Genomic DNA, 22,294 nt, shown 5'->3' with positions numbered 1-22,294 from the left:
AAAAAGGCGGCAGACCTCGCGTCTGCCGCCTTTTCATCGTTAACGGAATGTGCCCGTCAACACTTCATAGCCGTCTTTCGTGACGACGACCGTGTGCTCGAATTGAGAGACGAGGCTGTTGTTCGGGGTGAACAACGACCAGCCGTCTTCTTCCGATTGATAGACGATTTCGTCTTGCGTCGAGATGAACGTCTCGACGGCAATAACTTGACCTTCTTTCAAGATGTCGTTTTCTTCACGACTATAGTAGTTCGAGATCGTCTCCGGCTCCCCATGAAGGGTGCGCCCAAGACCATGGCCCGCTAAGTTGCGGATGACCGTGAAGCCGTTCTTCCGGGCATCGGCATAAATCGCCTTGCCGATTTGGTTGACCTTGACGCCCGCCTTCACTTTGCTGAGACCCGCTTCGAGCGAGGTCAATGACACTTCGACCAAACGTTCGTGTTTAGCCGATTTCGGTGTGCCCGCGATGACCGTACGCCCAGTGTCGGCATAGTAACCATCCTTCACGGCCGAGACGTCGACGTTGACCACGTCCCCGTCTTGGATGACAAGCTCGCCCGGAATCCCGTGGGCTGCGACTTCATTGATAGAGATGCACGTGTAGCCTGGGAACTCGTACATCGTGATTGGGGCCGAGGCGGCCCCTTCCGCTTCCAAAATACGTTGTCCAATCTCATCCAACTGTTTCGTCGTCATGCCCGGTTTGACCGCTTTCGCCATCTCGTCGCGTGCCAAAGCGACGATTCGCCCAATCTCACGTAAGGCATCGTAATCATAATCTAACATCGTTTTCCCTCTCAATCTAATAATCGATTTTGATATAAAAACTCTTCTGATAAATCCGCAAACAAGAACATGCCGTCCGGTAACGGATAACTGAACGTCCGTGTCACTTCGTTCGAGCTGAAGTCACGATAATCCTCGGATAAGTAACCTCGTCCGCGCACGTCCATCGCCGCCATCGTTCGAATGAAGTACGGCCGGAAACTCCAGTTATAGCCGCGATACGTATTGTCGACCGTCCAATTCGACTGCGCCTGATAGACGTTCGCGCTCGTCTGGAACCCGGTTTGGTCCGTCAAATAGTAACGGACGAACGTTCCTTCGAGTTTCGGTGCGATATGGAGCAGCCACTCATCTTTTTTATCGCGCGACCACTTCCCGCTTTGGACGAGGTCTTGAATTCGTTTATGGAGTTCGAACTCGAGCTCATACAATCGCTTCAATCGCTCTTGGTCGTGCAAGAAGAATGACGGCACTTCTTGCGTCAATACGCTCATACCTTTCGCTTCGCGCGGCGGCATCGCATCGCTTTGCCCGAGGAGACTTCCCATATAATAACGTCCGCCATGACGCCACGCATAACGCAACTGTCCGAGATGGTCGATCGATTTATAGAGGAGCGGAGCCCCGAGACGGGAAGCGATATATTCCATCGTCTGAAGCATTTGCGGATACGTGACCGATAACGTCTTCTTCTCGACCATCGTCGCCAAATCGACGAGCAACATCTCAGGCGCCACCGTCATGATGTCTTCGATACTCGTTGATTCTGCGAAGTCGAGTGCGACTTTAACACCAGATGAACGATAATATTGGACGACTCGTGACAAGCGTGACACGTCAACGAGATCCGTCCCTTGAAGCGTCACATAAATGCGATGGAGCGGGAAGTTCAATTCTCGAAGCGGGGCCAAAAACGCCTCGCCTCCTTGTTCGAGAATCCACTCTGACCGACATCGGAACGTGACGAATTGCGTCGCATCCCTTAACTGTTCGGCCGCTAAACGCTCCATCCGTTTGGCGATATCGAGCTGATACTCGAGCGGAACGTCATCGTCGTAAAAGAATGGGGTGAGCGACTCGCCCCTGAACTGTCCATGGACCATATAACCTTCTACTTGGAAGGTGGCGGCTCCCAGGATTGGTTCAAATGTCACTTCGACTTCTTCTGGATTCATCATCACATCCACTGCGTCCAACTTGATCACCTCGTCTTTTTTCTAAACACGAAAGCGAGCTGGGTTCAGCTCGCTCGTGTATGCACATACATATAGGCACCGAAACAAGCAATGAAATATACGATACTCATCACACCGTAGCCGATTCCCATCTTCCCGCCCACGCCGATGGCCATCACAAGCCAAATCATCGCGCCGAACAGGAGCGTGGCGACCGGGATATATCGGAAATTCGGACGCTCGGTCCGCGTTATAATCGGTTTCAAAGCCAGGACGCACGCCAATAGTATGACGAGACCAAAACCTAGTTCAATCATCCGTTGACACCTCATTTTTCTGTCTCTACTCGTTTAGTGTAGCATGACACCAAAAAAAAAACCGCAAATCCACTTAAGGAGATGCGGTTTTAGTTATTGATTAGTCACGCGGACGGCGTGGGCCACGGTCGTCTGAACGACGACGGTCGTCTCCACCCGTGCGTTTGCCACGGTATCCACCGCCGCCACCGCTGCGTCCACCACGGTCACCGCCGCCACGACGTTCGCCGCCGCCGCTGCGATTTCCACGGTATCCACCACGGTCGTTACGTCCACCTTGACGTTTGACGCGTACTGGTTCTGCATACGAGATTTCAACCGGAGTTGAATCTGGCTCTTTCGTCAATCCACGAAGTGCCGCTGCAAGAAGCTCGACTGCTTCGTATTCTTCAAGAAGCTCAGTCGCAAGTTGCGTGTAAGCTTTGAAGTCGCCCGCTTGAACACGTTCGATCAATTCTTCAGCTGATTGCTTTTGGTTGCCCTCGAGCACTTCTGCGATTGTCGGTACGTGACGACGGTTCATTTTCTTGTTCGTTACGCGTTCGATTGCTTTGACTTGACCGAATTCACGTGGCGTGATGAACGTAAGGGCTGTACCTGTTTTACCAGCGCGGCCTGTACGTCCGATGCGGTGCACGTAGCTTTCCGGATCTTGTGGGACGTCAAAGTTGTAAACGTGAGTAACACCTGAGATATCAAGACCACGGGCTGCAACGTCTGTCGCGACCAAGATGTCGATCGTGCCGTTTTTGAAACGACGGATGACTTGGTCACGTTTGGATTGCGTTAAGTCACCGTGAAGACCATCAGCCGTGTAACCACGTTTGATGAGTGCTTCTGTCACTTCGTCAACACGTTTCTTCGTACGAGCGAAGATGATGCTGAGTTCTGGCGAGTCGATGTCGATCAAACGGCAAAGCGTATCGAATTTTTGACCTTCGCGCAATTCAAGGAATTGTTGGTTGATATTCTCAACTGTCATTTCCTTCGCTTTTACTTTGATGATCGTCGGCGACTTCATGAAGCGCTCAGCAATCTTCTTGATTTGTGGTGGCATTGTTGCAGAGAAGAGAAGCGTTTGACGTTCAGCCGGAAGGCCTTTCAAAATCATCTCGATATCTTCAACGAAGCCCATGTTGAGCATTTCATCTGCCTCGTCCAAGATCACAGTTTGGATCTCGTCGAGTTTGATCGTCTTACGCTTCATGTGGTCCATGAGGCGGCCCGGTGTGGCAACGACGATTTGTGGGTTCTTTTTCAAACCACGGATTTGGCGGTCGATTTGTTGGCCACCGTATACTGGAAGTGCGTAAACGCGCTTCGCTTCACCGATTTTGTTCAATTCTTCTGCAACTTGAATCGCAAGTTCACGTGTCGGTGCAAGAACAAGTGCTTGGACTTGACGTGCCTTTGTGTCGATTCGCTCAATTGTCGGAATACCGAAAGCTGCTGTTTTCCCTGTACCTGTTTGCGCTTGACCTAATACGTCCACTCCTGTGAGTGCGACAGGAATTGTCTCAGCTTGGATCGGTGTAGCTTCTTCGAAGCCCATTTTGAGTACACCTTTTACTAATGCTTCACTTAACTGTAAATCTTGGAATTTTGTCAAATTATATTCTCCTTTTTTCATACAAAAAACGTCTGAGGTTTTGTTCTACAGACGTTTTTCCAATGTTTCCTCGTAGTCAACTTTACTAACTATAACGTATTTGTTTCTAAAATGAAAGAAATACATTCTAAAACTTTTCATAGCCACCTGGACATGAGTTATCTTATTTCAATTTATAGCCGTTGTCGAGTTTTTCAACTTGCTTTTCTTTCAGCAGTTTCCCGAGTGCGCGTTTGAACGCCGCTTTACTCATCCCGAACTCACGATCGATCACGTCCGGCGCCGTCTTGTCGCCGTAAGGCATTTGGCCGCCGCGTTCTTCAATATAAGCACGGATACTTTCCGCGTCCGGGTCGATCGCTTCATATGCCCGTGGTTTCATCGAGACGAGTACCGTCCCGTCTTGTTTCACTTGCGTCACACGCACGGTCAATTGCTCACCGAGACGTGGCCAACGTGTCATCTCTGCTTCATGTAAGAAACCGAGTGATTCATTTTCGACCCAGACGTTCACACCGACGTCGCGTCGATTGACGACGACCGCATGGACATCTTGATTGCCCCATTCTTCTTTAGCGGGACGCGCCAACAAGTTCAAGTACGCATAGTGGGCCGGTTCCCCGAGAAGACGGCTCTTTTGATCGTACTTGAGACGAATGCAAAGCTTGTCCCCTTCTTTTGGCCAATACGACCGATTCTCAGGAAGATCATCTAATGAGACGAGTACATCCTTTTGAATCCCGATATTGACGAACACACCGGTGTTATACCGGACTCCAGTCACTTCATACCACTCATAGTCATCGAACGTGACGCTCGGAATCGTCATCGTCGAAGCGAGACGTCCTTCTGAGTCGTGATAAAGGAAGACCCGCACCGTCTGTCCGACTGTGACTTCTTCAGTTTGTTCTTTTCGATGAAGGAGTACCTCTTCGCGACCGTTTCCGATAAACACTCCAAAATCAGCTGAACGTTCCGCGACCAAGTCTACTACTTCTCCTGCACGTAATGCCATACAATCCACATCCTTTTTCATCTATTACTGTCAGTATACCTACCTACACACGTTCCTAATCATATCATGTTCGATTTCATTGCTCCGCTTAATTGTGTCTAAATTGTGAACGAGGGACGAAGACGCATATGACCGATTGGCGAGCATTCTAACGTCTTTATTTCAAATTTTGTGACGAATTTGTGAACGTGCATTTTCCATCTAGTATCCACATTTTGAAAACGTTATTATTAAGGAAGCGTTGTTTAACGAATTAGGTTTCAGCCATGGCCGAACGGGGGATAATAAATGTTTGATGTTCAATCTCGATCATTTGCGAAGCGCTTTATGAAAGGCTTATTGATTGCTTTCTTCGCGCTACTCGCTTCACTTAGCTTCATTTTCTCAAACGGAGTCGATACAAACGTATCTTCATCCGTCACGATGGTCCAAGAGTAAACGCCCTCTCCTGACAGAAGGCGTTTTTTTGTTTTGTTCCGACAAAAAAAGGGATTTTTTGTGCAGCTGTCGAACGAACATAACGTTCGGCTTTTACTATTGAATCATCTGGGAAGGGAGAGCCACTCATGCTATTTTATTTTCTCACCACGATTCTTTCGGTCGTCGGTTTGTCCGTCTCGCTCCAAACCGGTTTTTTCAAAGACCCGATCGGTACATTCCTGTTCGCCGTATTGCTCGCCATGGGCTTATCTTCATTTAAACAGTTAGTCGCACAAACGAACGTCTTATTGATTGAACGCCGCAACCAGAAAAAAATCAAACGCATCGTGGCACGTATGCATTCAAGTACACGTAAACGTTCTACATAACACTCGTCTTCACCCTCCACTTTTGTTATTCTATTGTAGACAGAGAGCAAAACGGACTCAACCCGTAGGAGGCACAAACACGTATGAATGAAATCCCTTTATCGAACGAATGGCTATTACGTTATTCACCTGTCATGGAGCTATGGCTGAAAGAAGACGGCATCTTGCTCGTCGACGATGACAACCGGATTCGACTCACCCTCGAAATCGGCACTGACCACGTCATGCAGTTCAAGAGCATCGATCAAGACGGGGCTTACTTTGCCGTGGACCCGGTGAATAAACGAATCACGTTCGAACTCGAGGAAGAAGAAGAGGAAAGCGAATCTCGCTTCTGGGAATAAGGATTCATGCCGAAGAGTCGGATTCTCGCTTAGAGAAGAAGACTCTTTCTTCGTGTCCAAACCAACAGTTGTACGATTGAAAGGAGAATGACTCATGATCCGCACCGCCATCTGGTTTATCACCTTTTTTGCCGTCTTACCGCTGACGCTTCCGTTCTATCCGAAAGCGAAACGGCTGACGCCGCCCGAACGTTACGCATACGTTCAAACCGTCGCCTATACATGGGCAAGCTTTCTACTCCGGATTGCCGGCGCTCGCGTCCGCGTTCACGGGCAAGAGAACATTCCGAATGAACCGGTCGTCTACGTCGCGAACCACCAAGGGAACTTTGATGTCCCGATCATGATCACGGCGACGAAACATCCGAAAGCGTTCATCTCAAAAATCGAAGTTCAAAAGTTCCCAATCATCCCACGTTGGATGGAACTGATGGGTTGTATCTTCATCGACCGCAGCGACCGCCGCCAGTCGATTAAAGCGATCCGCTCCGGCGTTGAGACGATTCAATCCGGCCAATCGATTATCGTCTTCCCGGAAGGCACTCGTTCGAAAGGCGGGCCGATTAAAGAGTTTAAAGCCGGCAGTTTGACGCTCGCCACATCAAGTGGCGCCAAGATTGTCCCGGTTGCCATTAAAGGCAGCCATCATTTGCTCGAGACGAAAAACCGCATCACCCCTGGGACGGTCGACGTCACCTTTTTACCGGTCATCGATCCTGCCGACGTCCCGAACAAAGAAATCGCCGCGCTTGCGGAGACGATGATTCGCCGCGTTGTTGAAGGAGAAGAGTCATGAGCTTATTAACGATTGAAGGTATCCATAAAGAATTTGCAGATAAAGTGTTATTCGATGACGTCACGATGACGATTCATCCAGGCAATCGCATCGGTGTGATTGGAGTCAACGGCTCTGGAAAATCGACGTTTTTAAAAATCGTCGCTGGCGTCGAGACGGCAGACCGCGGTTCGATGCAACACCCGAACGACTATCGGATTCGCTATTTGACGCAAACGGTCGATTTCGACTCGGGTCAAACAATTTTGGACGCCTTGTTCACAAGTGACACCCCATCCGTTCAAGCGTTGAAGCAATATGAACTGGCCCGCCAAGCACTCGAGGCGAACCCGACAAGTGAACAGTGGTTGGAACGCTTTATGAAAGCCCAACAAGCGGTTGATGCCGCCGATGCATGGGAGACCGAAGCCAAGTTGAAATCGATTTTGAACCGGCTCGGCCTTCCGGATGTGACGGCAGAAATCAGCTCGCTCTCCGGGGGACAACAAAAACGGGTCGCCTTGGCCGCCGCCTTACTCGACGAAGCCGACCTGTTATTACTCGATGAGCCGACGAACGAACTCGACGCCGATACGATTGCTTGGCTCGAGACGGTCCTGGCCGATTATCGAGGTGCCATCTTACTCATCACCCACGATCGCTATTTCTTGAATCGGGTCACGAACCACATTCTTGAAATCGCCGACGGGACGAGTTATTTTTATGACGGCAACTATGAACTCTTCCTCGAGAAACGGGCCGAGCGTAAGGCCCGGTCGCATTCGATGGAGCAGAAGCGCCAAAACATTTTGCGCCGCGAGCTCGCTTGGTTGCGCCGCGGCGCCAAAGCCCGGACGACGAAACAGAAGGCGCGCATCCAACGCGTCGAAGATTTGAAACATCAAGAGACACTCGCCGAGGATGAGGCGCTCGAAGTGTCTGTCGGGTCACGTCGTCTCGGGAAGAAAGTGATTGAAGTGGAGAACTTATCATTCGGCTACGACGACAAGTTGCTCATCCAAGACTTCACGTGGTTGTTCGGACGACGTGAGCGATACGGCATTGTCGGACCAAACGGTAGCGGGAAATCGACGCTCATGAACTTGCTCGCCCATCGCCTTCAACCGACGCAAGGGACGGTCGTCCATGGCGAGACGGTCCATCTCGGGTATTACGGGCAACAAGTCGAGTTTGAGGACACATCGCGCCGCGTCATTGACGAGATTGAACGGATTGCCCAAGTCATCTATACACCGGACGGCGAGACGATCACGGCCAGTCAGATGCTCGAACGGTTCCTGTTCACCCCGGACGCGCAATACAAACCGATTGCCAAACTATCCGGTGGCGAGAAACGTCGCCTCGTCTTGCTCCGGATTTTAATGGACGAGCCGAACGTACTGTTTTTGGATGAACCGACGAACGATCTAGATACGGAGACGCTGTCTGTTCTTGAAGACTATTTGGAGTCGTTCCCAGGTACGGTCATCGCCGTCAGTCACGATCGCTATTTCTTAGATCGGATTGCTGAGCAGCTCATCGCCTTTGAAGATGGGACGATAAACGTCTATCACGCCGAGTACAGTGATTATTTGGCCACACTCCAAGAACAGACGAAGCAACAAGTGAAGAAAGAATCGAAAGAGAAGAAAGAGCGCGTCAAAGTCGACGTCGTCAAATTCACTTTCAAAGAGCAGAAGGAATGGGAGACGATTGAGGAAGATATCGCTTCTCTCGAGTCCGAGATTGAAGCAGCGGAGGCTCGGCTCGCTATAGCCGGAAGCGACCTCGGCAAAGTGAATGAACTGTACGCCGATATTGCCGCGTTGAAAGAAGCACTCGATGCGAAGATGGAGCGTTGGGAATATTTATCGGAGATTGATGAACAAATTCAAGCACAGAAGAAATAAAAAAAAGGATCACGCGTCGGCGTGATCCTTTTTTGTCGTATAACCATATACATGCACATCGTGCGCGCGTTCGCCTTGTCGCACATAGTGACGGAGCGTCCCTTCCCGCGAGAATCCGTTCTTTTCAAGCATTTGTTGCGACGCGACGTTCTCGGTGAAGACGATGGCCCCGACCCGTTCGATTTCGCCTGTCTGCCCTGCATAGCTTAACGCAGCGTGGAGCGCTTCGGTCGCATATCCGTGACGCCAATAGTTAGGGTGAATTTCGTAACCGACTTCGGCACGTCGATGCCGCGGCGCTCGGTTATGGAATCCAATCGTCCCAATCAAGTTGGACGACTCTTTCGTCACGATGCCCCAACGCATCACCGCACCGGATTCAATCCCTTCGAGCATCCCAGTAAGCATTTGTTCCGTCTCGGAAAGCGATGCATGAGGCTCCATTCCGTAGTAGCGCAAGACGTTTGGGTCTGAAAAGATGGTGAACAGCCGCTCGCTGTCTTTCAAATCGATCTGTCTTAACCGGAGTCGTTCCGTTTCAATCGTTGGAAGCATCCCGTTCACCCTTTACTGACGATATTATGTTGAAATGCATAGACGACAGCTTGCGTCCGGTCATAGACGTCGAGCTTCGTCAAAATGTTGGAGACGTGCGTCTTTACCGTCTTCAACGAGATGTATAGTTCATCGGCGATGACTTGGTTCGACTTTCCTTCTGCCATCAACTGCAAAATCTCACGTTCCCGGGCCGTCAGACTCTCGTGCAACGTCTTTTCCGGATGACGGAGCCGCTCGAGCATCTTGCCCGTCACTTGGGCGGCCATGACGGGATTGCCCGCTGCCGTTTGACGAATCGCATCAGCGATCTCATTGGCGTTTGCCGTTTTTAAGACGTAACTCATCGCCCCGGCCTCGATGACGGGATACACTTTCTCATCATCTAAGAAGCTCGTCACGACCAAGATTTTAGCGTCTTTCCAACTCGACTTGATCCGTTTTGTCGACTCGACCCCATCGACAGGTTCCATTACTAAATCCATCAAGACCACATCCGGCTTTTCTTGGATCGCGAGTTCCGCTCCAGTCGCGCCGTCCGATGCCTCTCCGACGACTTCGATGTCAGGCTGCGTCGACAAGAACGCCGAGACACCGGCCCGCACCATCTCATGGTCATCAATCAATACGACTCGAATCATTGTAACCCCTCCACTTGTTGTTTCACACGCACTTCAATCTGAGTACCGACGCCGGGCACACTGACGAGTCGTAACGTCCCGCCGACCTCAGCCGTCCTCTCTCTTATCGATTGTAAGCCATATGAGGCGACTTGTGTATCATCGACATTAAAGCCGATGCCATCGTCGTTTATTTTTAAAATGACCGTTTGTTGTACGGTCCGCATTTCAATTTCGAGTCGCTTCGCTTTCGCATGTCGAAGCGTATTGCTGATTGCTTCTTGAACGATACGGAACAGTTCATTTTCGGTGTGACGCGACAACTCGACTTCTTCGAGACGCCAGATGAGTTCGGTCGACTGTTTGCGCGACAGCTCTTCTAACAGTCGCTCGATGCCCGTCTTGAGCGTCATCCCTTCAAGCTCGACCGGACGAAGTTGCAATAAGAGCGAGCGCATTTCGGCCTGAGCCGTTTGCGCCATCACTTCGACTTGTTCGATTTGTTTGGCAGCCACGTCCGGCTTCGCCTCGATCGTCTGCTTGGCTGCCGTCGTCATCATCGAGATGGCGTACAGTTGCTGGCTGACCGAATCATGTAACTCTCGGGCGACACGGCGCCGCTCCTCAACGACGGCTTCACTGCGCGCTTCCTCGACACTGACAGGCCGGTCACCGACCCGTTTCGCCATCTCGACCATTTCTGCGCGCTGTTTCGAGATGCGTGCAATCCGTTCGAGTGTGTCGCGATAAGGCGACAGCGGACGGAACGTGATTTCTTTTTGATTCTCGAGCTTCCATAAGGCAATCGCCACTTCCCGGAAGTCACGGCGCAAATAAAAGTACGAACCGACCCCGAACACGCTGCCGATCAAGACGGCGATGACGAGGATAGACACACCGAAAGGCAACCCTTCTTCACGTGTGAACAAATCTCGGAGTGAAGTCGAGTCACCTATTAAAAATGCAATCGTGACGAACAGTGCCGTCAAGAGGCTGCTGAACAATTGATGCCAGACGACGGTCCGTGGATACGAATCCTTCTTCATACGGTCATCACCTCGACACTTCCGCTCATGAGCACGATATGAATCCGGACTTTTCGTGTCGCCGATGCGTAATCGTCCGATGCCGTATAGAAGCGACGGTTGAACACAGGCGAATAATTCGATTCGTCGACTTGAATCTTACCGAACCCGATTGAGGCGTCAATCGAGTAGTCGTAACCGGCCGGAATGAGAATCCGGATGTCTCCAGCGAGTCCATTCAATAGTAAGAACGTCTCTCCTTCCGGGATAATCGCGCGTGACAAGTCGAGTTCGACGTCACGCAACAAGAAAAATTCATTCGTGTCTTGGAGCACGTAGTGACCACTTTCTTTCGTCCCGAACGTAAACGCCTGTTCTTGCCGAATATGTGACTTAAATCGGCTCGATTCGAGCGGACGGTTCTTATACAACCGATAGCCGAACATGAGCAGTAAGCCCGACAACACAAAACCAAATGCCGCCGACGAAAAGATGAGTCCGACGAGCATGATGCCGCCAATCCCGTAAAAGATATAGCTGACCGGCTGATTGCCTTTGCGGCTGAAGCGCCGTCCGATATAAAGCAACAATAACGGGACGACCATGCTGAAGAGGACGCTGTTTCCACCCGTCACGATATCGATAAATAGTCCAATGGCAAACAAAATAATCATGAATCCGATGATTTGGCGTGTGTTCCAACGTTCCACGTTGCTTCCCCCTCTCTGACAGTATGTACAATGAAGCAAAGAAGCGATGGCCCAACTCATTCGCCGGACCATCGCTGAACCGTTGCGTCAGTCTTGTTTGAAACGACGCTCAAGTTCTTTTAGTTTTGCTTCGAAATCATCTTCATCCGCTGCATCGATTTTCTCTTCAGCGGCCGGTTCTTGCTTCTTCTCTTCTTCCGTGAACGGATGAGTCTTCGACGTCTCCGCTCCGAAGATTTGATCGAGCGCACCTTTCAATAAATCAAGGTTTTCTCGCATCGCGAACTCATAGCGTTTGTTTTGCATCTCATCGAGTTTCAGTCGCATCTCGAGGGCACGGCGCTCGAGGGCGTCGAGTTCACGCGCTCCTTCGTCGAGCAACCCTTCAAAGTAACGATACTGCTCACCGTAATGCTTCGACTCGAGTGCGGCCCGCTCCGCGAGTTTTTCTTCGCCCGCTTGTTTGGCGAGCTCGGTCTGCTCGTAACGCTTATCCGCCATCAGTTTAGCGTCATCACGTTTTGTCGCCAGCTCATCGAGGAGCGCTTTTTGACGTTCGACGAGACGTTCGACAGACATCGCTTCTTTTTCAGCACCACGGATGTGACGGTTCAACTCGGCCTCCCCGCTTGAACGCGGTGCCGAACGTGGACCCTCTTTATCTTGGAACTTCTTCATCTCTTTCGACAATTCTTTCGTCAACTCGTTAGCTAAATCACGAAACTGGTCAAATGGTGTTTTCATCATAATATCCTCCTTGTGAAGCTTAGCGACGGTTTACAAACTTCTGCCACACTTGATCAAACGATTGAAAGCTGCTCCGGTTCGCACGCGAGCCGTCCGCATTCAAAATCTCGACGTCTTGTTTTTGGTTGGCATACATCATATACCCTTTAAACAATACCCATGCCACCACAATCCCGATTAACGCCCAAATATTCGATAAAATTGTGATGATCCCGATCAAGGCAAGCGCGCCGTAACCGATTTTTGCGCCGACATGTGTCACGGCCATGAATCTGACTCCAGCCCACAGTGCTAAGAGCGCCCCCAAACCGAACATGATCATATTCGGTAAAAAGCCGATTAGAACGAGAACTAAAGAGATCGCGGCCACGATGAACAACACTTGTTTCACCTGGCGATTCATCTATCATCCCTCCTCGTTAAGTACACTCTTATCATAATACGTTATTTTTTATAGCGCGACGAGCGCAAGGCCCGTTTTCCCTCGGTCTGTAGACTGAGATGATAGCGTTCTCAAATCCTGTGCTATACTAGAGGCATCGAACAATGAAAGGATGATGTTTTATGAGTACCGTATTCAACGCAGTATATACCTTGTCAGCCAATCGGAGGGCGACTGTCCTCCATCACTAAGAGGAGGATTCTATTTGAATCAAACAACAATCACAACGGGGCGTGTCACGGCACAGTTCCAACATATGTACACGGTCACGACCGAAAATGCAGCTTACACGTGCAGCGTCACCGGGAAATTTCGACATGAGGCCGAAAGCGAGCGCGACTACCCGGTCATCGGTGACTTCGTCGAGTTCACCGTTCGCGAACACGGTCAAGGCGTAATTCGACGTCTCCTTGAACGGCGTACTGTCCTATCACGGGCAGCCGCCGGCAACGAGACGCGCGAACAGCTGATCTGTGCGAACGTCGACTTCATCTTAATCACGATGGCGTGCGGACACGATTTCAATCTGCGTCGGCTCGAGCGTTACTCGCTCGCCGCGTGGGAAACCGGCGCCACGCCGTTCATCGTCTTGACGAAATCGGACCAAGTCGACAACGCAGATGCACTTGTCGACGAACTTACGTTGACAGTGCCTGGGGTCGACGTCTTCCCTGTCAGTTCAGTCACTGGTGACGGCGTCGAGGCGTTGCGATCCGCACTGCCGAGCGGAAGCACCATCGTGCTCGTCGGCTCATCTGGTGTCGGGAAATCAACGCTGACGAACGCGCTCGCCGGGACGACCGTCGCCGAGACACAGGCCGTCCGCGAGAGCGATGAACGCGGCAAGCATACGACGACGCATCGCGAACTTTTCCGGATTGACGATTTGTTCGTCATCGATACACCCGGGATGCGTGAATTTGGCCTTTGGGACGGTGCCGATCATCTCGACGATACGTTTCGGGATATCGAGGCGCTCGCCGAGACGTGTCGGTTCCGGGACTGTTCGCACGGCAACGAACCGGGCTGTGCCGTCCGAGCCGCCATCACATCCGGAACGCTCGATGCGAAACGCTATCAAAGCTTCGTCAAACTCGAGCGCGAACTCCGCTACGCCGAAAAACGACAAGCGGAAGCGGCTCGTCTCGCCGAGAAGAAGAAACGAAAAACGAAAGCTTAATCTACAAAGGGAGTCACAGAAATATTGTGGCTCCTTTGTCATTTCCCGAAATTTAGCATCAACTCCTATCAGCAATCCGACATTTGTGAACAATCGTTCAGAAATAGTTCGTCCGAATGCAGGTAAAACCCTCGAAAGTAAGCGGTTTCTCCGTTACAATGGATTCGTATTGTCACAGATTAAAATCGCTAATTATAGGGAGAGACTTATGAAAACATTGAACGAACGCGCACTCGAGATGCATGCCTTCCATCACGGAAAATTGGAAACGACACCGAAAGTCGATGTCGACACGAAAGAAGCGCTCAGTCTCGCCTACTCGCCTGGCGTCGCCGAACCGTGCCGTCGCATCGCTGAAGATAAAGAGCTCTCGTATGACTACACACTCCGCGCCAACACGGTCGCCGTCGTCTCGGACGGGAGCGCCGTGCTCGGTCTCGGCAATATCGGTCCAGAAGCCGCACTGCCGGTCATGGAAGGAAAAGCCGTCTTGTTCAAAAGCTTCGCCGGCGTCGATGCGTTTCCCATCTGTCTCGATACGCATAACGTCGATGAAATCGTCCGGACGGTCGAACTGCTCGCACCGACGTTTGGTGCCGTCAACTTAGAAGACATTAAAGCACCCGAGTGCTTTGAAATCGAGGCCCGGTTGAAACAATCGCTCCCGATTCCTGTCTTCCATGACGACCAGCACGGGACGGCCATCGTCGTCTTGGCCGGTCTCGTCAACGCGTTGCGCCTCGTCGATAAAACGATGCCTGAACTCCGTGTCGTCATGAACGGTGCCGGAGCCGCGGGCATCGCCATCGCCAAACTGTTGAAGCGTTTCGGTGTCGAGGACCTCGTCATCTGTGATACGAAAGGCGCGATTTACGAAGGACGCGTCGAAGGGATGAACCCGTTCAAAGATCAAATCGCCAAAGCGACGAATCGGAAGCAACACGAAGGATTGCTCGCCGACGTGCTTCAAGGTGCCGACGTCTTTATCGGTGTCTCGGCGGCCGGGGCCGTCACGGAAGACATGGTCCGCTCGATGGCCGTCGATCCAATCATCTTTGCTCTGGCGAACCCGATTCCGGAGATTATGCCAGACCTCGCGACAAAAGCCGGGGCGCGTGTCGTCGCGACCGGCCGTTCCGATTTCGCCAACCAAGTGAACAACGTCCTCGCCTTCCCAGGTATTTTCCGGGGCGCACTTGACGTTCGCGCCAGCGAAATCAATGAGGATATGAAGGAAGCGGCCGTCCACGCGATTGCCGATTTATTGACCGAAGAAGATTTGGCGAACGGGGTCGTCATCCCAAGCCCATTCGATGAACGAATCGCACCGGCCGTGGCGGTCGCGGTTGCCAAAGCTGCCGTCGAGACCGGCGTCGCCAAACGTCCGCTCGATGAGGCCGCCATCCGTCAGCACGTCAGTCAAAAACATTTGTAATCCAAAAACTGCGCAGACCATGACGGTCTGCGCAGTTTTTTAAACGGTTCCTTGTAAAATCCCTTCCGCCCATTCGACTTCTTCCGTCGTCGGGGGTTTAATTCCTTTGAGCGGATAGTCGAGACCGAGCGCCTCCCATTTATAGACGCCCATCTCATGGTACGGCAAAATTTCGACTTTCTCGACGTGGTCGAGCTTTTGAATGAACGCTGCCGTGCGGCGGAGCGCTCCTTCATCAAGTGTCCATTCCGGGACGAGGACGTGGCGAATCCACATTTTCGTTCCGCGCTCGGATAAATGTTCAGCGAGCGCGAGCGTGTTGACGTTGCTCCGTCCTGTCAGTTTCTTACACATGTCATCGTCGATATGTTTGATATCAAGCAACACGAGATCCGTATGGTCTAAAATTGCATCCAAGTTAGGGGGACGAAGTGCACCCGACGTGTCGAGTGTCGTATGAAGCCCGTGTTTCTTCGCTTCACGCAACAGCGCCTCTAAAAACTCTGGCTGCGCGAGCGGGTCGCCCCCAGAAATCGTGATGCCGCCTTTTGACGCTTCCATGAACGGACGATAGCTGAGCGCTTCTTGAATGACGTCCTCGGCCGAACGATGGTTATTCTTTTTGAAATCCCACGTGTCAGCATTGTGGCAATACAAGCAACGAAGCGCACAACCTTGTAAAAAGACGATAAAACGAATTCCCGGGCCGTCAACGGTTCCAAACGATTCGACCGAGTGTACATATCCCATTGTCATCGAAATGACCTCCTAACGAATGAGCGGCCCTCGAGTGAAGGCTGCCAAGCCTTTGTTTACAATGAACCGTGGAACGTCCGGTTGATGACGTCGATTTGTTGTTCGCGCGTCAACTTGATGAAGTTGACCGCATAGCCAGAGACGCGGATGGTGAGCTGTGGATATTCTTCCGGATGCTCCATCGCATCGAGCAACGTTTCACGGTTGAAGACGTTGACGTTCAAGTGATGTCCTTTATGCTCGCCGCCCATATAACCGTCAAGGAGTGCCGCCAAGTTGAGTTCACGGGCCACTTCTTCTTTACCGAGCGCTTTCGGTACGATTGAGAACGTGTATGAAATTCCGTCTTGCGCGTGTTCGAACGGGAGTTTCGCGACTGATGAGAGCGACGCAGCTGCCCCTTTCGTATCGCGGCCATGCATCGGGTTCGCACCTGGTGCGAACGGTTCGCCGGCGCGACGTCCGTCCGGTGTGTTCCCTGTCTTTTTGCCGTAGACGACGTTTGATGTGATCGTCAAGACCGATTGCGTATGGAGCGCGTCGCGATATGTTTTATGCTTGCGTACTTTTTGCATGAACGACTCGACAAGCTCGACGGCGATCGCATCGACACGGTCGTCGTTGTTGCCGAATTTAGGGAAATCGCCTTCTGTCTCGAAGTCGACAGCAATGCCTTGCTCGTTGCGGACCGGTTTCACGGTCGCATATTTGATGGCTGAAAGACTATCCGCCGTAACCGAGAGGCCGGCGATGCCACATGCCATCGTCCGTAAAATCTCAGGGTCGTGGAGCGCCATCTCGATTCGTTCGTACGCATATTTATCATGCATGAAGTGGATGACGTTGAGCGTGTTGACGTAGAGCTCGGCGAGCCAATCGAGCGTCCGGTCGAAGTCAGCATATACCTTGTCGTACGTGAGCACGTCTTCGGTGTTCATCTCCCAAACCGGAGCGATTTGGTCACCACTCTTCTCATCGCGGCCTCCGTTCATGCTGTAAAGCAGTGCTTTCGCCATGTTGGCGCGGGCTCCGAAGAACTGCATCTGTTTCCCGATTTTCATCGGTGACACACAGCAGGCGATGCCATAATCGTCGCCGAACTCTGGAAGCATGAGGTCGTCGTTCTCATATTGGATAGCGGACGTCTCAATCGACATCTTCGCACAATATTGTTTGAAGCCTTCTGGCAATTTCGTCGACCAAAGCACCGTCAAGTTCGGTTCTGGTGCTGGTCCGAGGTTCGAAAGTGAATGCAAGAAGCGGAACGAGCTCTTCGTCACGTTCGAGCGTCCGTCTTCGCTCATCCCACCGATTGACTCGGTCACCCATGTTGGGTCACCTGAGAACAATTCGTTATAGTCTGGTGTGCGTAAGAATTTGACGATCCGGAGCTTCATAATGAAGTGGTCGACGATTTCTTGGACATCCGACTCGGTCAAACGACCCGCTTCGATGTCACGCTCTGCGTATACATCAAGGAATGTCGAGACACGTCCGAGTGACATGGCGGCACCGTTCTGTTCTTTGACGGCTGCGAGATAAGCGAGGTAAACCCATTGATATGCCTCTTGTGTATTTTCCGCCGGCCGGCCGAGGTCAAACCCGTACGCCGCACCGAGCTGTTTCAACTCTTGGAGGGCCCGGAGCTGTTCAGACATTTCTTCCCGTGTCCGAATGTCAGACTCTGATAAGAAACCGCCACGGTTCGCCAAGTCTTTTTTACGTGCGGCAATCAAGAAGTCTAACCCGTACAAGGCAACGCGACGGTAGTCGCCGATAATCCGTCCACGGCCATAGGCATCAGGAAGTCCTGTGATAATCCCAGACTTCCGTGCTGCTCGCATCTCAGGTGTATACGCATCGAAGACACCTTGGTTATGCGTTTTGCGGATTTCCGAATAAATCTTTGTGATTTCAGGGTTCGGCTCGAAGCCATACGATTCAAGTGCAGCGTCGACCATCCGGATGCCGCCGTTCGGATGAATCGAACGTTTGAACGGCTCGTCCGTTTGAACGCCGACCACTTTCTCCAGCTCTTTGTTTAAGTATCCTGGTCCGTGCGAGACGATTGTCGATGGGTTGTTTTGATCGACTGCCCAAACACCACCGCGTTCGCGCTCTTCTTTCGTCAATTCCATCACTTGTGCCCAAAGACGATTCGTCGCTTCGGTCGGTCCGACGAGGAAACGGTCGTCTCCTGTGTACTCATGTCGGTTCAAACGGATAAACTCACCGACGTTCACTTCATTCGTCCACTGCCCAGGTACAAATCCTGACCAGGCTGATTTAATTTCGGTTGCCATTGTGGGTCACTCCTCATAGTTGAGATAACTGCGTGCTTTCTATAAGTTGAGTCTACGTGAAAACGTGAACATTATGTTTTACATTCTTGTGAAAGTTGTAACAATCTCATGAACGTTGGCGTGAAGCCGTTTTTGTAAGCGCTTTAAATTCTGTTATAACGTATTTCTCATTAACTATGAAACAGATAAATCACGTCACGACGCGATTCAAGTCGATTCTGTATCATCTGAATTCGGATGTGACGATTTGTACAGTTTTTAGTGTGATGTATATCACGACTCAGGGATAGAACTTGAATTTTTGCCTTACATCGGACACAATGAAGGCAGAACATTGTAGAAGAGGAAGGGGTTCTTCCCATGACGTACGAATTATTGACAGCTGATCACGACTTGAAAGCCGGTGACCGCATCTCCCTTAAAGTAGAAGCGAACGGTGAACAACGTGATGGATTTATCACAGAATTTGAAGACGCAGGTTTTTGGATTCGGTTTGACGACGACATCGAAAACGAGGATTTTATCGATTACCGCGATAACTTGCTCGCTGCGCTCATCTCGCGCCCGATTGACGTGGCAGCGACATATCCAGAGCTCGCCTCATACGAACGGTTGACGAAAGAATTGCAGTATCGTGTCTATCAAGGCTTCACCGTTGAAGGCGTTGAGGCGTCGGCTGACCAAATCGATGTGCATATCAAACTCATCGAGGACGGACAGACGTTCACACAGACACTTCGCTCTTCATTCGACCAAGACACGGAACATGTTCGCTATATTTAAAACAGGGAGCACTTATGCTTCCTTTGTTTTTGCCCCACGATAAGGAGAAATGATATGAACTTTACAAAACCATTTATTAACGAAGCCTGGGATCGCCTTGGCTTCACTGAACCAATGCCGGTCCAAGCCGAAGCGTTCCCGCTTCTGTTGGACGGTAAAGACGTCACGATTGAAGCGCCGACAGGTACCGGGAAGACGCTTGCTTATTTGTTACCCGCCATTGAAAAAATCGACGCATCGAACGACCGAATTCAAGTCGTCATCGTCGCGCCGACGCGTGAGCTCGTCATGCAGATTCAAACGGTCGCGCAACGATTTACCGAGAAAGGTGATGTCCGCATCGCTTCATTTATTGGCGGTGTCGAATTGAAACGTCAAATCGATCGCTTAAAGAAAAAGCCGCATTTGATCGTCGGGACACCAGGCCGACTCGTCGAACTGATCGACAAGAAAAAATTGAAGCTTCATGAGACGCACACGATCGTCCTCGATGAAGCCGACCAAATCATCGACAGCGGATTGACAGAAGCCGCCGAACGCATCATCAAGCACACGGCGCACGAACATCAAATCGCCCTCGTATCGGCAACGCTCACAGACACGCTTCAAGCATGGGCGGCCCCGTTCTTAAAGGAGCCGGCACACGTGAAAATCGAACGAGCCGTGAGCAGTCAAGTGACGTACGGCTACATGTTGACGACACGCCGCTACAAGCCGGAATTGCTTCGTCGTTTGTCACACGTCAACGGTGTCAAAGCGCTCGCTTTCATCAACAACCGCTCATTCTTGCCACCACTCAGAGGCGAACTCGATAAAATGAAAGTGAACTACCGGATGCTCGACAGCCTAAAAGGGAAACGTGAACGTGTCGAAACGCTTCGCGAATTCCGTAAAGGCGACTATCCGCTCCTCATCACGACAGGTCTCGCGGCCCGTGGTCTCGACATCGAAGAAGTGACGCACGTCGTCCACTTCGATTTGCCAGAATCGATTGACGACTTCATTCACCGCTCGGGCCGGACGGCACGCGGGAATGCGGCCGGGACCGTGCTCTCGCTCGTGACGGATGAAGACTTGACGCACTTGAAATCGTTCGCCCGCCAACTCGGCGTCGAATTGAAAGAACTCGAGATTTATCGTGGCGACGTCATCGAGAAACGGATCGAGGATAAACCGCCGGTCGTGAAGCGTCCTGCGAACAAACGAGGACCGCGCCGATGAAAAAAGAGCGGAAAGTAATTCCATTCCCTTTGCTTGTAGAAGAGTCCGAATTGCTGGCCGAGCTGAAAAAGTTGTATGAGCAAGCCGCGCTCGCGCGCAGCACACATTGGACGAACTATATTCAAGAGATCGCCTCGGAAGGCACATGGCAGTTGAAAGACGCCGAGCTATTCCGCGACCTGTTCATCGACTGGGCCGTCTTCTTCGAGACGGACGAGGACGGGATGACACCGCACGGCCGCTACTTGGCAGATCAAAAAGCCGACATGTCCCCTGCCTTGTATCACGCGCTCCGTGGCTTGGCGGTCCCGCGTTGCTCGGTGTTTGAAGTGACCGAGGAAGGACTGCGCGACTGGGAGACGAAAGAGACGTATCGCGTCAATCTCCCGGAAAAACGTGAGGTCGGTGACATCATGCTCGGCAAGCTGCTCGATATCCGAGGTAGCTGGCGTTTCGGGTCGGCGTTCCTCGCTCTTCCGGCGAAAATGGCCGGTAACGTATCGGACCTGTATATCGACTTCACCGATGAGGTCGGTCCGGGTGCGTTCCTCGATCAGTTCCCAGAGTTCTGCGCGGAACTAATTGACATGTTGCTCGATTTAGAAGACGGGGTCATCGTCCCGAAACCATCAAAATAACCGAGAGGCGGTCGCCTCTCGGTTATTTGTTATTGTAGATAATATTTCGTGTTGGACACCAACGCTTTCGCCGCATCGTTCGTCGCCTTCACGACAGCGCTCGAGATGGCTTTTCCATCTTGATAGACGTCAATGACGGCCCCTTCTTTCGTCGGGCGAATATGATACAGTTGGTCATCGACATACCAAGTCGTGCCGACCGAACCATCGATGACTTGTCGCGTCGATTGCTTTCCAGTCTTCAAGTCGACAACGAATTCGGTCCCATCTTCCTGCAAGACGATTAATTGATCCTCATAGACGGTTGCGCCCCACATATCCCCTTCAGCTTTTAACTCGACGACACGCTTCTCTTCAGTGTCATAGGCATACACGCCTGGACGTTCCGTCTCGTTCGTGTACGTCTGACCATCTTCGGTTATCGTTTCGTATGTCCCAAGACGTACCGGGAGGAAACGATTATCGGCTGCGATGGTCATCCGGTTCTCATCGTAAAACCTGGATGTTCCGACAACACTAGAAATAAAGCCGTCTTCTATTGAGATTTCTTCAAGGGTGATTTCAACCGCCCCTTCATCAAACACGGCGATTTTTGTTGCTGCTTGTCCATCATAACCGTCACGATAAATCAAATGAACACGACCATCTTGAACGAATATGCCGTGCCAGTTCCCTTCCATGACTTCCACTGCACCGCTAACATTTGACGGGAACGTCGTCGTGGCAATGTCGTTGCCTTCGGTTCGGAAAAGAATGATTTCATCGTTTCCTTTTTGTCCGATGCCGACATACTCCTCTTTCGTGCGTAACGATTGGGTGAAACTAAGGTTTGTCATTTGACGATAGAACTTTCGCATCGTAGGATTGACCCGTTCGCGTTGTTTAAGCGCTTCTTCGACGTAATTTAAATGGGTCGTCACTTCACTACCAGACCGGGTGATTTCAAACCGTTCCTGGACCTCATCCTCGGTTTCATAAAAGGCTTGTATTTTTTGATTTTCCCATACACTTTCATTCGTTTTGACATCGAGCACCCACTCCGCCGTTGATGCTTTCGAATCAATGGCGAACGTACCGAGCCCGATGATGACGACCGCACCGAGCGCGGCCACATTCCACATTCGTTTCATCTGCTC

General features: G+C 51.3%; 24 protein-coding genes. 10 read left to right on the top strand and 14 right to left on the bottom strand.

Translation table 11 applies throughout. The features are described 5' to 3' along the window. Positions 1 to 39: 39 nt before the first annotated feature. From map to KNP95_RS11870, 5 genes are all read right to left on the bottom strand, one after another. Positions 40 to 789, bottom strand: coding sequence for a type I methionyl aminopeptidase (gene map / locus KNP95_RS11890; RefSeq protein WP_029596039.1), 750 nt, complete (start codon positions 787 to 789; stop codon positions 40 to 42). A gap of 11 nt (positions 790 to 800) precedes the next feature. Continuing rightward, a complete protein-coding gene (locus tag KNP95_RS11885; RefSeq protein WP_353048993.1) occupies positions 801 to 1,976 on the bottom strand; it encodes an EAL-associated domain-containing protein in 1,176 nt (391 codons plus the stop codon). Between the two features lie 53 nt (positions 1,977 to 2,029). Further along, entirely contained in the window at positions 2,030 to 2,281 is a 252-nt protein-coding gene (locus KNP95_RS11880) for a hypothetical protein (RefSeq protein ID WP_021067789.1), read from the bottom strand. A 100-nt stretch (positions 2,282 to 2,381) separates the two neighbouring features. Further along, positions 2,382 to 3,890, bottom strand: coding sequence for a degradosome RNA helicase CshA (gene cshA, locus KNP95_RS11875; RefSeq protein ID WP_131485905.1), 1,509 nt, complete (start codon positions 3,888 to 3,890; stop codon positions 2,382 to 2,384). A 163-nt stretch (positions 3,891 to 4,053) separates the two neighbouring features. After that, entirely contained in the window at positions 4,054 to 4,905 is an 852-nt protein-coding gene (locus tag KNP95_RS11870) for a CvfB family protein (RefSeq protein ID WP_214708749.1), read from the bottom strand. Positions 4,906 to 5,193: 288 nt separating this feature from the next. On the opposite strand from KNP95_RS11870, the gene KNP95_RS11865 reads away from it, so the two are divergent. The 5 genes from KNP95_RS11865 to KNP95_RS11845 all read left to right on the top strand — a co-directional run bounded on the left by KNP95_RS11865 (position 5,194) and on the right by KNP95_RS11845 (position 8,743). After that, a complete protein-coding gene (locus KNP95_RS11865) occupies positions 5,194 to 5,343 on the top strand; it encodes a hypothetical protein (protein ID WP_021067792.1) in 150 nt (49 codons plus the stop codon). Positions 5,344 to 5,471: 128 nt separating this feature from the next. Then, positions 5,472 to 5,714 carry a hypothetical protein gene (locus KNP95_RS11860; RefSeq protein ID WP_021067793.1) on the top strand — a complete coding sequence of 81 codons (243 nt, stop codon included), beginning with the start codon at positions 5,472 to 5,474 and terminating at the stop codon, positions 5,712 to 5,714. A gap of 83 nt (positions 5,715 to 5,797) precedes the next feature. Then, complete coding sequence (locus KNP95_RS11855; protein ID WP_029596043.1) at positions 5,798 to 6,058, top strand: hypothetical protein; 261 nt, start codon at positions 5,798 to 5,800, stop codon at positions 6,056 to 6,058. Positions 6,059 to 6,152: 94 nt separating this feature from the next. Next, the gene (locus KNP95_RS11850; protein WP_021067795.1) at positions 6,153 to 6,854 is read left to right on the top strand and encodes a lysophospholipid acyltransferase family protein; all 702 of its coding nucleotides are present in this window, start codon (positions 6,153 to 6,155) and stop codon (positions 6,852 to 6,854) included. Then, positions 6,851 to 8,743 (top strand): ABC-F family ATP-binding cassette domain-containing protein, encoded by a 1,893-nt coding sequence (locus KNP95_RS11845; RefSeq protein ID WP_214837294.1) that lies wholly within the window; start codon positions 6,851 to 6,853, stop codon positions 8,741 to 8,743. The genes KNP95_RS11850 and KNP95_RS11845 overlap by 4 nt, the downstream gene beginning before the upstream one ends. Positions 8,744 to 8,752: 9 nt before the next feature. On the opposite strand, the gene KNP95_RS11840 is transcribed toward KNP95_RS11845, so the two are convergent. From KNP95_RS11840 to KNP95_RS11815, 6 genes are all read right to left on the bottom strand, one after another. After that, positions 8,753 to 9,298, bottom strand: coding sequence for a GNAT family N-acetyltransferase (locus tag KNP95_RS11840; protein ID WP_214837291.1), 546 nt, complete (start codon positions 9,296 to 9,298; stop codon positions 8,753 to 8,755). Between the two features lie 5 nt (positions 9,299 to 9,303). Beyond that, positions 9,304 to 9,939, bottom strand: coding sequence for a response regulator (locus tag KNP95_RS11835; RefSeq protein ID WP_214719871.1), 636 nt, complete (start codon positions 9,937 to 9,939; stop codon positions 9,304 to 9,306). After that, positions 9,936 to 10,964, bottom strand: a complete 1,029-nt coding sequence (locus tag KNP95_RS11830) for a sensor histidine kinase (RefSeq protein WP_021067799.1) — start codon at positions 10,962 to 10,964, stop codon at positions 9,936 to 9,938. Before KNP95_RS11830 ends, KNP95_RS11835 begins: the two co-directional genes overlap by 4 nt. Beyond that, positions 10,961 to 11,653, bottom strand: coding sequence for a cell wall-active antibiotics response protein LiaF (liaF, locus tag KNP95_RS11825; RefSeq protein ID WP_021067800.1), 693 nt, complete (start codon positions 11,651 to 11,653; stop codon positions 10,961 to 10,963). Before liaF ends, KNP95_RS11830 begins: the two co-directional genes overlap by 4 nt. 87 nt (positions 11,654 to 11,740) lie before the next feature. Beyond that, positions 11,741 to 12,397: a PspA/IM30 family protein gene (locus KNP95_RS11820; RefSeq protein WP_021067801.1), complete on the bottom strand. Its 657-nt coding sequence runs from the start codon at positions 12,395 to 12,397 to the stop codon at positions 11,741 to 11,743. A gap of 22 nt (positions 12,398 to 12,419) precedes the next feature. Continuing rightward, positions 12,420 to 12,803 (bottom strand): lmo0954 family membrane protein, encoded by a 384-nt coding sequence (locus KNP95_RS11815; RefSeq protein WP_214719870.1) that lies wholly within the window; start codon positions 12,801 to 12,803, stop codon positions 12,420 to 12,422. Positions 12,804 to 13,047: 244 nt separating this feature from the next. Here KNP95_RS11815 and rsgA point away from each other — a divergent pair, with 244 nt between their 5' ends. Further along, a complete protein-coding gene (rsgA, locus tag KNP95_RS11810) occupies positions 13,048 to 14,022 on the top strand; it encodes a ribosome small subunit-dependent GTPase A (RefSeq protein WP_214719869.1) in 975 nt (324 codons plus the stop codon). A gap of 208 nt (positions 14,023 to 14,230) precedes the next feature. Continuing rightward, entirely contained in the window at positions 14,231 to 15,457 is a 1,227-nt protein-coding gene (locus tag KNP95_RS11805) for an NAD(P)-dependent malic enzyme (RefSeq protein ID WP_214837288.1), read from the top strand. Between the two features lie 39 nt (positions 15,458 to 15,496). On the opposite strand, the gene pflA is transcribed toward KNP95_RS11805, so the two are convergent. Then, on the bottom strand, positions 15,497 to 16,213 hold the full coding sequence (gene pflA / locus KNP95_RS11800; RefSeq protein ID WP_021067805.1) for a pyruvate formate-lyase-activating protein: 717 nt from the start codon (positions 16,211 to 16,213) through the stop codon (positions 15,497 to 15,499). A gap of 56 nt (positions 16,214 to 16,269) precedes the next feature. Beyond that, a complete protein-coding gene (pflB, locus tag KNP95_RS11795; protein WP_214837285.1) occupies positions 16,270 to 18,516 on the bottom strand; it encodes a formate C-acetyltransferase in 2,247 nt (748 codons plus the stop codon). A gap of 360 nt (positions 18,517 to 18,876) precedes the next feature. Between pflB and KNP95_RS11790 the strand changes: the two genes are divergently transcribed. From KNP95_RS11790 to KNP95_RS11780, 3 genes are read left to right on the top strand one after another with little or no spacing between them, the layout of a single operon-like run. Continuing rightward, positions 18,877 to 19,299 carry a hypothetical protein gene (locus KNP95_RS11790; protein WP_214719866.1) on the top strand — a complete coding sequence of 141 codons (423 nt, stop codon included), beginning with the start codon at positions 18,877 to 18,879 and terminating at the stop codon, positions 19,297 to 19,299. 54 nt (positions 19,300 to 19,353) lie between these two features. Continuing rightward, positions 19,354 to 20,520 carry a DEAD/DEAH box helicase gene (locus tag KNP95_RS11785; protein ID WP_021067808.1) on the top strand — a complete coding sequence of 389 codons (1,167 nt, stop codon included), beginning with the start codon at positions 19,354 to 19,356 and terminating at the stop codon, positions 20,518 to 20,520. Further along, entirely contained in the window at positions 20,517 to 21,158 is a 642-nt protein-coding gene (locus KNP95_RS11780) for a hypothetical protein (RefSeq protein WP_214719865.1), read from the top strand. The genes KNP95_RS11785 and KNP95_RS11780 overlap by 4 nt, the downstream gene beginning before the upstream one ends. A 29-nt stretch (positions 21,159 to 21,187) precedes the next feature. On the opposite strand, the gene KNP95_RS11775 is transcribed toward KNP95_RS11780, so the two are convergent. Next, positions 21,188 to 22,288 (bottom strand): hypothetical protein, encoded by a 1,101-nt coding sequence (locus KNP95_RS11775; protein ID WP_214837282.1) that lies wholly within the window; start codon positions 22,286 to 22,288, stop codon positions 21,188 to 21,190. Positions 22,289 to 22,294 lie beyond the last annotated feature (6 nt).

Origin of the sequence: Exiguobacterium sp. s36 (assembly GCF_018618345.1) — a bacterium.
Lineage (GTDB): Bacteria > Bacillota > Bacilli > Exiguobacteriales > Exiguobacteriaceae > Exiguobacterium > Exiguobacterium chiriqhucha.
The sequence above is the reverse complement of the archived record's forward strand: the minus strand, read 5'-3'. Positions and strand labels throughout refer to the sequence as shown.